This is a genomic window from Sutcliffiella sp. NC1 (assembly GCF_027594365.1).
Classification (GTDB): Bacteria; Bacillota; Bacilli; order Bacillales; family Bacillaceae_I; genus Sutcliffiella; species Sutcliffiella cohnii.
In genome coordinates, this window is record NZ_CP115153.1 from 3,922,687 (window position 1) to 3,937,006 (window position 14,320).

The following is a 14,320-nucleotide window of genomic DNA, read 5'->3' on the forward strand; positions in this document are numbered from 1 at the left end:
GGAACAACAATGCAATCACAAACAATTCAAACTAATACACCAAATATGATGCAACCGAATAGGCGTTGGAGAGTATGGTGGAACTTAATGCGTCCACATACATTAACAGCTGCTTTTGTTCCGGTAACGATTGGTGCTGTTTTAGCAATGTACGATACTTCACTCCATTGGCCATTATATTTAGCTATGCTAATTGCAAGCTTACTCATTCAGGCTGCAACGAATATGTTTAATGAATATTATGATTTTAAAAGAGGATTAGATAACGAGAACTCTGTCGGTATTGGGGGAGCCATCGTTCGAGAAGGTATATCACCTAAAACGGTCATGACGATTGCTCTGACATTCTATGGTATAGCAGTACTTTTAGGTGTTTATATTTGTATGGAAACTACATGGTGGATTGCAGCAATTGGAACAGTTTGCATGATTGTAGGCTACCTATATACAGGTGGGCCTCTTCCAATAGCTTACACTCCATTTGGCGAAATTGTATCAGGCTTCTTTATGGGATTTGGAATTATTGCCATTTCCTACTTTATTCAAACGGGAACAGTAAGTACTACAGCAGTACTTGTTTCTATTCCTGCTTCCATATTAGTCGGTGCTATTTTACTTTCAAATAATATTCGTGATTTAGATGGAGATAAAGAAAACGGTCGTAAAACATTAGCAATTCTAGTTGGTCGAGACAATGCTATTAAGGTCCTTGCGGGAATGTTTATTATTTCTTTCGCCTTGATCGTATCGTTTGCTCTAATTGGTTTCATTTCCTATTGGACTTTATTAATTTTCTTATCTGTTCGAAAGCCTATTACAGCCGTAACAGAATTCAAAAAAAATAACAGCAATGTGAGCATGATGCCAGCAATGGTAGCTACTGCAAAAACTAATACAATCTTTGGCTTTTTAGTATGTATCGGTTTATTAATTGGATATTTCATATAATTTTTAAAGGACTGCCTGGCAGTCCTTTTTATTTTTCACTCACATATTGCCAATCATTATTTCTCCCATTCCGTTCATAATACAAATAGATGGTGAAAATTGCTTTCACTTCGTAATCGGAGGAAGGAGATTAACATGATACAAAAAGACAAATTAGCTAAATTAAAAGCTGAATTAATCCATACAAAAAAAGAAATCGAAGAACGCTTTAAAGAAAATGACCATTACCAATTAGAGCGGGAAAATCCTTATAATTCTGTAGGTGAGCTTTCCGCTTACGATAATCATCCAGGTGATTTAGGGACGGAATTATATGAACGTGAAAAAGATATCGCTTTAAATGAGCATACGGAAAAAGAATTAGCTGATATTAATCATGCACTCCAAGCAATGGAGAATGGTACGTATGGTAAATGTGAAGTTTGTGGCAAGGATATTGATGAAGAGCGACTAGAGGCGATTCCTTCTACTACTTACTGTAAAGAACATAGTCCAAATCAAATCGTTTCACACAATCGACCGGTTGAAGAAGGTGTATTAATGCCTGCATTTGGCAAATTTGAGTTCGATGATGAAGAAGCTGTAACTTTTGATTCTGAGGATACTTGGCAGATTGTATCTGAATATGGGACAAGTGAATCTCCATCTGATTTAGACAATAGAGGTGTGGACCATTATAACGACGTATACGTGGAAAGCGGAGAAAACGAAGGCTATGTAGAAGACTTTGAAAACTTTATAGGTACAGACATGTACGGAAAAGAAATTAAAGTATACAATAACGATCAACATGAAAAATATGAACAACAATTAGATGAAGAAGGGATTATGACTTCATTTGGAGACCTACCTGGTTATGAAAAGGATCCTTATACAGAGGAGGCTTTAGAAGAAGATAAATAGCACTAAAGTTTGTCATTTAGAATTTGGCTGGTACAGAATAATACTTTATTTCTGTACCAGTTTTTGTTACATTTTTCCCTATTCCTTCACATATTTATTGGTAACACCCTTTTTTTATAGGGATGGGAAAGGGGCTATTTTATTGCGTATAGATCATTTTTCAAAAGAGTGGTCTGTTTTACTTGCAGAGTGTTGTCAATTAGCATATGACCAATTTCATCTAAATGGTATATTTTCTTTACCTCAAGGCTTTCAACTAGCGAAAGAATTTAAAGGAGTTTCATTCCATATAACCGAATGGTTTGGCTTTATAATTGAATCAGAAGAAGTTATTGTTGTAGCCTTCAGGGGTACACAAACTAATCTTGATTGGATTTCAGACCTTGAAGTAAGTCAAGAACATTTCCCATACTGTTCTCCCTCTCCTTTAGTCCATAGTGGATTTTTATCGATTTATAATTCTGTTAGAGACGAAATATTTCCTACTCTTGAAACACTATCAAAGAAGAAAACCTTATTAATTACTGGGCACAGTTTAGGTGGTGCACTAGCTACACTTTTAGCACTTGAATGTAACATAGAAAAACTATTTTCATCTATAATTATGTATAACTATGGTAGCCCTCGGGTTGGAGATGAAGGTTTCGTAGAAGAGTATAAGAAACAGGGACCTCCGTCCATTCGATTTGTTAATTTATTAGACTTAGTACCTTTTGTTCCAACATCTCGGGTGTACAGTCCTATTTCAAAACAACATTGGTACTATCGCCATATTCCAAACGCTATTCGATTTGTAAAAAGAGAAGGTTCTGTAATAAAAAACCACAGCATTGAAACATATATCGCTGCAGTTAAAGAAGATAACCGAAATGGTAACACTTCCTTTCCTACACTTTTTTAATTTTTTCTCCAGCGCCGCCAAGTCACTGTTTTCAGATGCAAAAGAAGAGATTGGAACATAACTATTTTTATCATAATCATATAAGTCTTGTCTCAGCCTCTTCGTTAACAGTTTACTTAAAAATAGAAAAAGAGGGACATTGTATTGTCCCTCTTCACCATCAATAGCTTTTCACTCTACTATTTGTAATTCCCCATATTTCTTCTGCATATTGCGCAATCGTTCGGTCACTTGAAAAATAGCCCGAAGCTGCAATATTGTTGGCACTCATCGTTAACCACCTAGTACGATCAAGGTACGCTTCATTTACCTGCTCTTGAATCTTTGCGTATGCTCCAAAATCTTTTAGCACAAAATATTCATCATTTTGTACTAATAAAGAGTCATAAATCGGTTCAAAATGGTCTTGAACGTTAGGGAAAAATCCATTAATAAGTTGTTCCATCACTTGCTCAATTCGTCCATCATGATGGTAATATTCGGAAGAATTATAGCCACCATGTTGCTGATAGTGAAGAACATCATCGGCTTTAAGGCCAAAAATAAAAATGTTCTCTTGGCCAACCTCTTCCAAAATTTCTACATTAGCGCCATCCAACGTCCCTAATGTAACAGCACCATTCATCATAAATTTCATGTTTCCAGTTCCAGATGCTTCTTTGCTGGCCGTTGATATTTGTTCACTGACGTCTGCAGCTGGGAATATATCCTCTGCCAACGAAACACGATAATTTTCTAAAAACACAATTTTTAATCGTTCTCGGACATCTTTGTCATTATTTACTTTCTCGGCTAAAGAGTTTATGAGTTTAATAACTTTTTTCGCATAATAATAACCAGGTGAAGCTTTGGCACCAAATATAAAGGTACGCGGATGTATTTCAAACGATGAGTCTTCTTTCAAACGGTTGTATAAATACATGATATGAAGTACATTTAAAAGCTGCCTTTTATAAGCATGCAATCGTTTAACTTGCACATCAAAAATACTATCCGTATCCACTTTCAACCCTTGTTGCTCGAATATTCGCTTAGCCAGTATTTGTTTTCTCGTTTGTTTCACTTTTGAAAGATCTTCAAGAAACGATTGATCGGTTGCTAGATCTTTTAGTGAAGATAGTTTACTAGGTTCATGAATCCACGCTTTTCCAATTGAATCATTAATTAATTGTGTTAATTGTGGATTCGACTTTATTAACCATCTTCTATGTGTAATACCATTTGTTTTACTATTAAACTTCTCCGGATGCGCCTCATAAAATAAACGCATCTCTCTCTTTTTTAAAATATCCGTATGGATTTTAGCAACCCCGTTGACACTATAACTTCCCGCAATTGCTAAATGCGCCATTTTTACTAATCCGTGAGCAATTATCGCCATTTGCTCTATCCGCTGCCAGTCACCAGGATATTTACTCCATAGTTCTTTACAATATCTTTCATTTATCTCTTCAACGATCATATAAATCCTTGGCAATAGAGGTCGAAAGATAGAAATCTGCCACTTCTCTAACGCTTCAGAGAGAGTAGTATGGTTTGTATATGAAATCGTATTAGACGTAATTTCCCAAGCTTCTTCCCAACTAAAACCTTCATCATCTAATAGAATTCTCATCAACTCTGGAATTGCTAAAACGGGATGAGTATCATTAATATGAATTGTTACCCGCTTATGGAAGTCTCTTAAATGGCCATTTTTCAATCTGTATGAACGAACAATACTACCTATACTCGCAGCAACTAAAAAATATTGTTGCTTTAACCTTAAAATCTTTCCATCGTCATGTGTATCATCAGGATATAAAAATTCAGATACTGACTCTGTATCTCGCTTATATTGTAGTACATCCTTCGTATGTGGATATGGACTAGGTTCAGCACTCCAAAGTCGCAGTGTATTTACTGTTTTCGTTTCGTAGCCAATTACAGGTACGTCATATGGAACAGCTAAAACCTTCTCACCATTTGCATGGCGAAACATCCACTTACCATCCTCTTGAAACGATTCGACTTTTCCCCAGAAGTTCACTTCAACTGCATTTTCAGGGCGTCTCACTTCCCATACATTTCCATGCCTTAGCCACTGCTCAGGTAATTCAACTTGGTATCCATCCACTATTTTTTGATCGAACAGACCATGTTTATATCGGATTCCGCATCCGTGCCCAGGTAAGTTTAACGAAGCTAGCGAATCTAAGAAACAGGCAGCTAATCTACCCAATCCCCCATTACCTAATCCAGCATCAGCTTCCATTTCTTCAAGCTGATGCAAATCAATTCCAAGATCATTTAAACCTTCCTCTACAACATCACGAATTCCTAAATTCAACAAATTACTACCTAATAAGCGACCAAGTAAAAATTCAATCGATAAGTAATACACCTGCTTCTCATTATCAGCACGGTACCGTTCATTTGTTTCTATCCAATCTTGACTTATATGTTCCCTGATGAGACTCCCTAACGTTTGAAATTGATCTCGTACCGTAGACTCGTCAAACTTTTTACCGCACATTCTTTCAAGTTTTTTTAAATACACTCTTTTAAAACTTTCTTTATTCGAGAACATGTACGTTCCTCCTCGTCGACAGAGATGAATATAACTTGTTGTATTTAAAGGCTGAACTTGCCCAACTGTAGTCTCTACTCATCGCGTTTTTAACAAGACGATTCCATACTTCTTTTTCTTTATATAAAGAAATTGCCCGACGTATCGTAAATAACATGTCATGGGCATTATAATTTGTAAAACTAAAACCATTTCCCTCATTTATTTCTTCATTATAAGGAAAAACTGTATCGTTCAATCCTCCTGTTTCACGAACAATTGGTATCGTGCCGTATCTCATCGCTATTAGTTGACCAAGGCCACATGGTTCAAATTTAGAAGGCATTAAGAAGCAGTCAGCTCCAGCATATATTTGATGAGCAAAATCTTCATTAAACCCTATTACAACTTTCACTTTTTGGGGATACTGAGCTGCTAGCTGTCTAAAGAATTGTTCAAATTCATCTTCTCCCGTCCCTAGAACGATAAATTGGACATCTTCTTCTAGCACCTCATGAAAAACATGTTTTACTAAATCTAAACCTTTTTGCTTTGTTAAACGGCTTACCATTGAAATGACTGGAACTTCTGGTCGTATGGGTAATTGACATATTTTTTGTAGATGCTGTTTATTTACATATTTCGGCTCAGTATGTTGAACAGAATAGTTTGCTACAATAACTGGATCATTTAACGGGTTATAAACTTCCTCATCTATTCCGTTTACTATTCCCTCTAATAGATGGGACTTTTCCCTTAATACACCGTCTAATCTTTCTCCAAAAAATTCGGTTTGTATTTCGTTTTTATACGTTGGACTTACAGTTGTTATCGCATGCGAAGAAACTAGTGCAGCTTTCATAAAGTTAACATTGCCATAAAACTCTAATTGTTCTGTAGTGAAGTAACGGTTATCTAAGCCTAATAAGTCACCTAAAATATGTTGTGGAAAAATGCCTTGAAACTGTAAATTGTGAATAGTAAAGACAGTTTTAATATCCTTATATCTAACATCATATTTATATTCATTTTCCAAAAGGAAATTAACCATTCCGGTATGCCAATCATGGCAATGGATTACTTCAGGAATAAACGATATAACAGGTATAATTTCTAATACTGCTCGGCAAAAGAAAGAAAAACGTTCTCCATCATCAAAATGACCATACAAAGAATCCCTATTAAAATAATATTCGTTATCGATAAAGTAATACGTAACGTCATCTACTATTAACCTTTCAATTCCACAATATTGTCGACGCCAGCCAACTTGTATATAAATAACCCCAATATTCTCCATTTTGTCTTTATATTCAGGAGAAATTTGCCCGTATTTAGGAAGTATTACCCTGACATCTGTCCCTAAATTTTTTAATTCTTTCGGTAACGCACCTGATACATCACCAAGCCCCCCTGATTTTACAAAAGGGACACACTCTGATACGACAAATAAAACGTTCACGAGTTCATCAGCGCTCCTTGTACTGTTCCTTTTTTCAATACTAACGGCTCAGCTACTTTTCCAATTAAAATTGTTTTTGGTTCTACTCTTACATCTTTATCCAAAATAACATTGTCTAAAACACTATTTTCCTTTATGACACTTTTTTGCATAATAATACTATTTTTAACTACTGTACCCTTTTCAATTTTTACTCCTCTGAAGACGATACAGTTTTCCACATGTCCTTCAATAATTGCGCCATTTGCAATTAAGGAATTTTTCACATATGCATCTTTCGAATATTTAGTTGGAGCCTCATCCTTTACTTTCGTATAAATTGGACGATTACGTAGAAACAATTCTTTCCAAATGTTAGGATTTAATAGAGAGAGACTGTGAGAATAATAGTTTGATATAGAATCTACTACTGCAACATATCCGTTATGCTCATAATCACATACTGTTAAATTATGATTATGATCCTTTACTACATCCATAATATTTCGATAACCTGAATCTTTATTAGAGAACAGTTTAATTAGTAAATCTTTTTCAAGTATGAACATATCTAACATTTTCCCTTTTTGATTCACTTGCGTAATATCACATTGATTTTCCAGATGACGCTCTAATATTTTCTTATAATCAATATTACAAACTGTATGACTATTCGTAATGAGAACGTATTTTTGCTTACTTCTTAGAAAGAAGTCAATATTCGATCTGAACTGATGAAATGAACCTACTCCATTTAATAATTCCTTTTCAGAACTTGGAAAAAAGAATAGTCCATCTCTTTTTCTATTTAAATCCCATTCTTTTCCTGACCCAAGATGGTCCATTAAAGAGCGATATTGATAGCGAGGAAATATCGCAACACTTTGTATCCCAGAATTCACCATATTGGATAAAACAAAATCGATTAAACGGTACCGTCCTCCAATTGGAACCGCCGCTAATGAGCGGTTACTTGTTAAATCTTGAATTTCTTCTTTCTGTGCAGTTGCATCTATAATCCCTAACATTGATTGATTCATTCCACATCCCCCTATACAGTCAAATTAAGTTAGCTTTGAAACTTTTGTAATTCCTTCTTCTACTAATTCTTCCGTAACTAAAATAATTTCTTCTTCGTATTTTTCTGGTGCTACAACTGTTCCATCTGGAATGACTAACCCACTAGGAATAATTGCACGTTCTATATAAACGTTTTCCCCTATTTGCGCATCTGGCATAATCACCGATGAGCGTACAATACTATTTTTCCCAAGCGTTACCCCTTGAAATAGTACGGAATGATCTACTTTACCTTCAATAAAACAGCCTTCATTTACTAAAGAATCATTTACTTCGGCATATGAAGCAATAAATTGCGGGGGCTGATTAGGATTAACGGAATAAATACGCCAATCGTGGTCAAATAAATTCAGTCCACAGCCATCTTCTAACAAATCCATATTAGCTTCCCATAAGCTTTTAACAGTACCTACATCTTTCCAGTACCCTTTAAAAGGATAGGCAACTAATTTCTTTTTTTCTTCAAGTAGCAGTGGGATAACGTCTTTTCCGAAGTCATGACTAGATTCTGGATTCCGGTCATCCATTTCTAAATATTCTTTTAAAATCGACCACTTAAATATATATATCCCCATTGAAGCTAAATTGCTTTTCGGTTGTGCTGGCTTCTCATCAAATTCAATAACCTCTTGTTGATCATTCGTATTCATAATTCCAAAACGACTCGCTTCTTCCCATGGAACCTCTATAACAGATATTGATACATCTGCATTTTTTTCTATATGGAAATCAAGCATTTCTGCATAATCCATTTTGTAAATATGATCTCCTGATAATATTAAAACGTACTCAGGATCATACTGCTTTAAGTAATTCATATTTTGATATATTGCACTAGCAGTACCTGTATACCATTTCACTCCTGCTGATTCACTGTATGGGGGAAGAACAGTTACCCCACCATTTCGTCGGTCAAGATCCCATGCACTTCCAATTCCAATATAGGAATGGAGCTCTAAAGGTTGATATTGCGTTAATATGCCAACCGTATCGATTCCAGAATTTGTACAATTACTTAGCGTAAAATCGATAATACGGTATTTTCCACCAAACGGAACTGCAGGTTTTGCTATTTGTTTTGTTAGTGAGCTCAAACGACTGCCCTTTCCACCCGCTAACAACATTGCTACACAACTTTTTTTCATTTTCATGAATTCCCTCTCTCCCATCGTCTTCTCTTCGGCCTCCACATACTAAAACCAAATGGTGCAATATCGACCAACATATGATACGGCTTTCCATGATATTCTCCTTCTACTGAAGATGATTCTTTGCTTTGTAAACTACTCGAACCTCCATACTCACTTCGACTACTAGTGAAAAATTCTTCGTAGTTAGTAAGTTCAGGAACTCCAATTTTATAATCTACGTATTGCTCTTTCGTGAAATTACATAAAATAATGACAAATTCATCATCTTTTTTTCCTTTACGTATAAAACTAAAAATACTTTGATCAGAGTTATTAGCATCAATCCATTCAAAGCCATCTTGCTCATGGTCTTTCTCAAACAAAGCTGGTGTTTCAGTATATGTTTTAATTAAATCTTTCATAAATATTTGCATCTGTTTATGGGTATTAAATTCGTCCATTAACACCCAATCTAATTGATCTTGGTCTTTCCATTCATCCCATTGACCGAACTCGCTTCCCATAAATAATAATTTTTTGCCAGGGTGAGTCATATAATATCCATAAAAAAGCCTTAATTGATCAAATTTCTCACTGTAGTCACCTGGCATTTTATTTAGTAAAGATCGTTTACCATGAACTACTTCATCGTGAGATAAGGGTAAAATAAAGTTTTCTGAAAATGCATAAAGGAGGGAAAAAGTGACTTTATTATGATGATTTCTACGTTGTTCAGGCGATAGAATCATGTAAGATAACATGTCGTTCATCCAACCCATATTCCACTTATAATTAAAACCTAATCCATCAACAGAGGTTGGTTTTGTTACTAGGGGCCAATCTGTTGAATCTTCAGCAATCATTAACGCACTATAATCAAATTCATATACTGCTTCATTTAATTTCTTTAAAAAATTTATCGCAAAAGGATTTGCATGGAGCTCATCCGAATTAGGCCAAAACAGCATATTTGCTACTGCATCCACACGGAAGCCATCTACATGGAAATATTCCATCCAAAAGATCGCATTGGAGATTAGAAAGCTCTGAACCTCCGTTTTTCCTAAATCAAAATTTGCTGTTCCCCATACCTCATTTTCTCTATCGTTATATGCAGCATATTCAAATGTTGGAGTACCATCAAACATATATAATCCATGTGCATCTTTACAAAAATGCCCTGGAACCCAATCAAGAATGACTCCTATATCTTCTTGATGACATTTATCAATAAACATCATCAGTTCATGTGGAGTTCCATACCGACTTGTTGCAGAGTAATAGCCAGTACCTTGATATCCCCACGAACGATCATATGGATGTTCAACTAATGGTAATAATTCTATGTGGGTATAACCCATTTCTTTAACGTACGGTATTAATTCATCTGCCAATTCCTCGTAATTATACAAAGAACCATCTTGTTTCTTTTTCCAAGATGCAAGATGTAGCTCATATATAAACAATGGCTTTTCATATATAGATTGTCTTTTTTTCTTACGTCGCCAATTTGCATCCTTCCATTTATAGCCGTTTAATGGATAGACGATAGAGGCAGTATTTGGTCGCACTTCTGAATAAAAAGCGTACGGATCTGCTTTATGTAAAATCTCACCAGTTTGTGTGACTATTTCGTACTTATAAAGATGTCCACTCAAGTCCTCATCTGGAATGAGTATTGTCCAAACACCTTCCTTATTCAACCTTTCTAATTCATTACTAGATCCATTCCAATTGTTGAAGGAACCAATCAATCTAACATTTTTAGCATTTGGTGCCCAAACAGTAAATCTAGTACCTACTAACTTTCTTCTTTTCTTTACAATGTGTGAACCAAACAATTCAAAGCTTTTGTAGTATGTTCCTTCATGAAATAAGTGCAACTGATAATCTGTTGGAGTAGCGACAAGCATTTCTTCACCCTTCCTTCATAATGTTTCCTACTAATTATGATAAATAGTTTTCTGACAACTGTATAATTATTTTTGTAGACATGTTTTTACAAAATTTTAAATAATAAAATTATTGTCGAAAGCTGCAGAAGAAATTAACCGCTTTCAATGCTTCTACTAGAACGAACACATTTTTTTATTACTCGTGCTAACGTTTTCACAAATTTCACAAACGAGTAGCATTTTGTAGAAACCTGTCGATATGTTTTTATGTTAAATGGAAAAATTTTTGTGGAATAATAGTTTCTTATTGTATATTTTGACCTATTTTTATACTGTGAAAACTTAATGCCACCATTTTCTTAATTTACTTGCAAAAAAAAAGCTCGTAATAAACGAGCTTTTTGCATTTACATACTATATATAAAAGTAAACCATAAAATTAAGATTCTTGTATAAATGTTAGGTGTTGTATTATCTTATACTTTCTCCAAACGATACTTAGATGGAAGGATAGTACATTATTTTTATATTAGGACCATAGAGCTTTCGTATAAGCTACTTGTAAGCCCAACTTGTGCATATTATAATGGCTAACACTTCCATACTTAGCTTGTCCACATATTAATTGAGCACCACTACCTAAAGCATCATATATGCGTTCATATATTAAGCTAGTATGTATACCCTTATCACGCTTTTCTGGAAGTGTAGCGGCTACAGCTAAAGTTGCAACATGATGATGTATATGTAATACTCCTACTCCGACTGGCTTTTCTTCAATAGTGGCCAAATAAAATTTCCAACCTTCTAAACCATGCAATATTATGTTGTTTCCACTTACTGCTTCTTTAAAAGAAGTTGGCATGTTAAAAGCTTTTACATAAATTTCTCCATATAGATGAAACTGTTCAACGGTTAATTCAGTAATGTTTACATGGCTATTTAACTTATGAATAGTTGGCTTTGACCCAGAACTAAACAATGTAGTATGAAAATCTTTGTGAGAAACTCCGTAGTTTGGAAGTTTGGATAACAGTCGTGAGCTTACATGTCCAGGTACTATCTCTAGTTGTATTGGAATTTTTTTCGCGGCATAATGGAAAAAGATTTCATCTAAAAGATGTTCTTCTGCATCTGTTAATCCTTTCACTGTATTGTAAGCTGGACCAGGTATACCATTAATTGAAAAGGCAGTTGCATTGCCAAATTGAGTAATATTTACACCTAATTCGTTATTAGATATTTGTTGAAGGGCACGTAATCGTGAGGTAACCATATTAATTTCGGAGAGTTCTAGCTGTTTTGATAGATTAAAAGGTAACATCTTAAATTCACTTCCTACTTAAAAGAGTAAGATGTCGATCTAGTTGTGTAACTATATTTATTATAACAAACTATAGAAATATGGATAGAATCAACCATTTTAAACAAAGGGAAAGAGGAAACGAAATGCAGTGGTAACTAGGATAATTCGAGTTGCTATGTCATATGGACGTAACAGAAAATTTGCAGTTGGTTTATGCGCTCGTCCTAGAAGAGACAAATAGGTTATACTGTTCACTACAAAGTTACAATTTTTTTAGTTTCCTAGCAAAAGAAAAAACAGTAGTCTTATAGACTACTGTTTAGATGACCCGTACGGGATTCGAACCCGTGTTACCGCCGTGAAAGGGCGGTGTCTTAACCGCTTGACCAACGGGCCAAATTTCATATAGCTGGCGGAGAAGGAGGGATTTGAACCCTCGCGCCGGTTACCCGACCTACACCCTTAGCAGGGGCGCCTCTTCAGCCACTTGAGTACTTCTCCAAATGGCTCCACCAGTAGGATTCGAACCTACGACCCTTCGGTTAACAGCCGAATGCTCTACCGCTGAGCTATGGTGGAATAAAATATGGTGGGCCTAAATGGACTCGAACCATCGACCTCACGCTTATCAGGCGTGCGCTCTAACCAGCTGAGCTATAGGCCCCTAAATGGAGCGGGTGATGGGAATCGAACCCACGACATCAGCTTGGAAGGCTGAGGTTTTACCATTAAACTACACCCGCATAAAGGGCGATTGATGGGAATCGAACCCACGAGTGCCAGAGCCACAATCTGGTGCGTTAACCACTTCGCCACAACCGCCATGGTAATGTACAAAAAATATTGATGGTGCCGGCGATAGGAGTCGAACCCACGACCTACTGATTACAAGTCAGTTGCTCTACCAACTGAGCTACACCGGCATTTAAGATTTATAATAATAATTTAAATGGTGGCTCGGGACGGAATCGAACCGCCGACACATGGATTTTCAGTCCATTGCTCTACCGACTGAGCTACCGAGCCATTTAATATTTTCGGGCCTAAACTTTGTCTTTCGTATCCATTGTCCTCGTCTCAGGAAGACTATTCAAGAAGCCTCTCGACGAGTACAACTCGTAGTAATTTCGATGATGCTTTGCTCGTTGCTCTACCGACTGAGCTACCGAGCCTAAATATTAATTTTTATAATGGCGGTCCCGACGGGAATCGAACCCGCGATCTCCTGCGTGACAGGCAGGCATGTTAACCGCTACACCACGGGACCTGGTTGCGGGGACAGGATTTGAACCTGCGACCTTCGGGTTATGAGCCCGACGAGCTACCGGACTGCTCCACCCCGCGACGATAAAAATTACTACATATTCTTTTTCTAAAGTAGCCATTTTTCATCATTCGAACGATATAATTTCTTGAATGATAAATATAATATGGCGGAGGAAGAGGGATTCGAACCCCCGCGGGCTTTAACACCCCTGTCGGTTTTCAAGACCGATCCCTTCAGCCGGACTTGGGTATTCCTCCGAATTATGAATGATACATGGTGGACCTTGTAGGACTCGAACCTACGACCGGACGGTTATGAGCCGTCTGCTCTAACCAACTGAGCTAAAGGTCCTTTGGTAGCGGCGGAGGGAGTCGAACCCACGACCTCACGGGTATGAACCGTACGCTCTAGCCAGCTGAGCTACACCGCCAAAGTATTTTATTAAAGATAAGTGGAGCCTAGCGGGATCGAACCGCTGACCTCCTGCGTGCAAGGCAGGCGCTCTCCCAGCTGAGCTAAGGCCCCATGAGTTAAATCAATTACAATGTTATCTGGTCGGGAAGACAGGATTTGAACCTGCGACCCCTTGGTCCCAAACCAAGTGCTCTACCAAGCTGAGCTACTTCCCGTGAATGGCGCGCCCGAGAGGACTCGAACCCCTAACCTTTTGATCCGTAGTCAAACGCTCTATCCAATTGAGCTACGGGCGCTATTCTTATTTTTAAAAATGGTGCCGAGGACCGGAATCGAACCGGTACGGTAGTCACCTACCGCAGGATTTTAAGTCCTGTGCGTCTGCCAGTTCCGCCACCCCGGCAACTTTCGTGGAGCGGAAGACGGGATTCGAACCCGCGACCCCCACCTTGGCAAGGTGGTGTTCTACCACTGAACTACTTCCGCT

Annotated in this window: 9 protein-coding genes and 18 tRNA genes; 3 read left to right on the forward strand and 24 right to left on the reverse strand. The window is 37.0% G+C overall.

The annotated features are described in order from the left end of the window. Nucleotides 1–9 precede the first annotated feature (9 nt). From O1A01_RS20380 to O1A01_RS20390, 3 genes are all read left to right on the forward strand, one after another. Nucleotides 10–948, forward strand: a complete 939-nt coding sequence (locus O1A01_RS20380) for a 1,4-dihydroxy-2-naphthoate polyprenyltransferase (RefSeq protein WP_270064845.1) — start codon at nucleotides 10–12, stop codon at nucleotides 946–948. 135 nt (nucleotides 949–1,083) lie between these two features. Further along, a complete protein-coding gene (locus tag O1A01_RS20385) occupies nucleotides 1,084–1,851 on the forward strand; it encodes a TraR/DksA C4-type zinc finger protein (RefSeq protein WP_270064846.1) in 768 nt (255 codons plus the stop codon). Nucleotides 1,852–1,993: 142 nt separating this feature from the next. Continuing rightward, nucleotides 1,994–2,752 (forward strand): lipase family protein, encoded by a 759-nt coding sequence (locus tag O1A01_RS20390; protein ID WP_270064847.1) that lies wholly within the window; start codon nucleotides 1,994–1,996, stop codon nucleotides 2,750–2,752. A 160-nt stretch (nucleotides 2,753–2,912) separates the two neighbouring features. Here O1A01_RS20390 and O1A01_RS20395 read toward each other — a convergent pair whose 3' ends face one another. The 24 genes from O1A01_RS20395 to O1A01_RS20510 all read right to left on the reverse strand — a co-directional run bounded on the left by O1A01_RS20395 (nucleotide 2,913) and on the right by O1A01_RS20510 (nucleotide 14,319). Then, nucleotides 2,913–5,321: a glycogen/starch/alpha-glucan phosphorylase gene (locus O1A01_RS20395; RefSeq protein WP_270064848.1), complete on the reverse strand. Its 2,409-nt coding sequence runs from the start codon at nucleotides 5,319–5,321 to the stop codon at nucleotides 2,913–2,915. Continuing rightward, on the reverse strand, nucleotides 5,308–6,762 hold the full coding sequence (gene glgA, locus O1A01_RS20400) for a glycogen synthase GlgA (protein WP_270064849.1): 1,455 nt from the start codon (nucleotides 6,760–6,762) through the stop codon (nucleotides 5,308–5,310). Before glgA ends, O1A01_RS20395 begins: the two co-directional genes overlap by 14 nt. After that, on the reverse strand, nucleotides 6,759–7,781 hold the full coding sequence (locus O1A01_RS20405; RefSeq protein ID WP_270064850.1) for a GlgC family sugar phosphate nucleotidyltransferase: 1,023 nt from the start codon (nucleotides 7,779–7,781) through the stop codon (nucleotides 6,759–6,761). The genes glgA and O1A01_RS20405 overlap by 4 nt, the downstream gene beginning before the upstream one ends. A 24-nt stretch (nucleotides 7,782–7,805) precedes the next feature. After that, the gene (locus O1A01_RS20410) at nucleotides 7,806–8,972 is read right to left on the reverse strand and encodes a glucose-1-phosphate adenylyltransferase (protein ID WP_270064851.1); all 1,167 of its coding nucleotides are present in this window, start codon (nucleotides 8,970–8,972) and stop codon (nucleotides 7,806–7,808) included. Continuing rightward, nucleotides 8,969–10,864 (reverse strand): 1,4-alpha-glucan branching protein GlgB, encoded by a 1,896-nt coding sequence (glgB, locus tag O1A01_RS20415; protein WP_270064852.1) that lies wholly within the window; start codon nucleotides 10,862–10,864, stop codon nucleotides 8,969–8,971. The genes O1A01_RS20410 and glgB overlap by 4 nt, the downstream gene beginning before the upstream one ends. A 511-nt stretch (nucleotides 10,865–11,375) precedes the next feature. Next, a complete protein-coding gene (locus O1A01_RS20420; RefSeq protein ID WP_066415624.1) occupies nucleotides 11,376–12,170 on the reverse strand; it encodes a GNAT family protein in 795 nt (264 codons plus the stop codon). Between the two features lie 306 nt (nucleotides 12,171–12,476). Continuing rightward, nucleotides 12,477–12,548 (reverse strand) — tRNA-Glu (locus O1A01_RS20425). Nucleotides 12,549–12,562: 14 nt separating this feature from the next. After that, a tRNA-Ser gene (locus O1A01_RS20430) sits at nucleotides 12,563–12,653 on the reverse strand. A gap of 3 nt (nucleotides 12,654–12,656) precedes the next feature. Then, nucleotides 12,657–12,731: transfer RNA gene (locus O1A01_RS20435), tRNA-Asn, on the reverse strand. 8 nt (nucleotides 12,732–12,739) lie between these two features. Next, nucleotides 12,740–12,816: transfer RNA gene (locus tag O1A01_RS20440), tRNA-Ile, on the reverse strand. Between the two features lie 5 nt (nucleotides 12,817–12,821). Continuing rightward, nucleotides 12,822–12,895: transfer RNA gene (locus O1A01_RS20445), tRNA-Gly, on the reverse strand. Nucleotides 12,896–12,901: 6 nt separating this feature from the next. Beyond that, nucleotides 12,902–12,974 (reverse strand) — tRNA-His (locus O1A01_RS20450). Between the two features lie 25 nt (nucleotides 12,975–12,999). Next, nucleotides 13,000–13,075, reverse strand: a tRNA-Thr gene (locus O1A01_RS20455). A 27-nt stretch (nucleotides 13,076–13,102) separates the two neighbouring features. Continuing rightward, a tRNA-Phe gene (locus O1A01_RS20460) sits at nucleotides 13,103–13,178 on the reverse strand. Nucleotides 13,179–13,343: 165 nt separating this feature from the next. Continuing rightward, a tRNA-Asp gene (locus O1A01_RS20465) sits at nucleotides 13,344–13,419 on the reverse strand. Next, nucleotides 13,420–13,496, reverse strand: a tRNA-Met gene (locus O1A01_RS20470). An 87-nt stretch (nucleotides 13,497–13,583) separates the two neighbouring features. Continuing rightward, nucleotides 13,584–13,676 (reverse strand) — tRNA-Ser (locus tag O1A01_RS20475). A 17-nt stretch (nucleotides 13,677–13,693) separates the two neighbouring features. Then, nucleotides 13,694–13,770, reverse strand: a tRNA-Ile gene (locus O1A01_RS20480). A gap of 2 nt (nucleotides 13,771–13,772) precedes the next feature. Beyond that, nucleotides 13,773–13,849 (reverse strand) — tRNA-Met (locus O1A01_RS20485). A gap of 22 nt (nucleotides 13,850–13,871) precedes the next feature. Next, nucleotides 13,872–13,944: transfer RNA gene (locus O1A01_RS20490), tRNA-Ala, on the reverse strand. Between the two features lie 27 nt (nucleotides 13,945–13,971). Next, nucleotides 13,972–14,048 (reverse strand) — tRNA-Pro (locus O1A01_RS20495). A 4-nt stretch (nucleotides 14,049–14,052) separates the two neighbouring features. Further along, nucleotides 14,053–14,129: transfer RNA gene (locus O1A01_RS20500), tRNA-Arg, on the reverse strand. A gap of 18 nt (nucleotides 14,130–14,147) precedes the next feature. Continuing rightward, a tRNA-Leu gene (locus O1A01_RS20505) sits at nucleotides 14,148–14,236 on the reverse strand. Nucleotides 14,237–14,244: 8 nt separating this feature from the next. Next, a tRNA-Gly gene (locus O1A01_RS20510) sits at nucleotides 14,245–14,319 on the reverse strand. Nucleotide 14,320 lies beyond the last annotated feature (1 nt).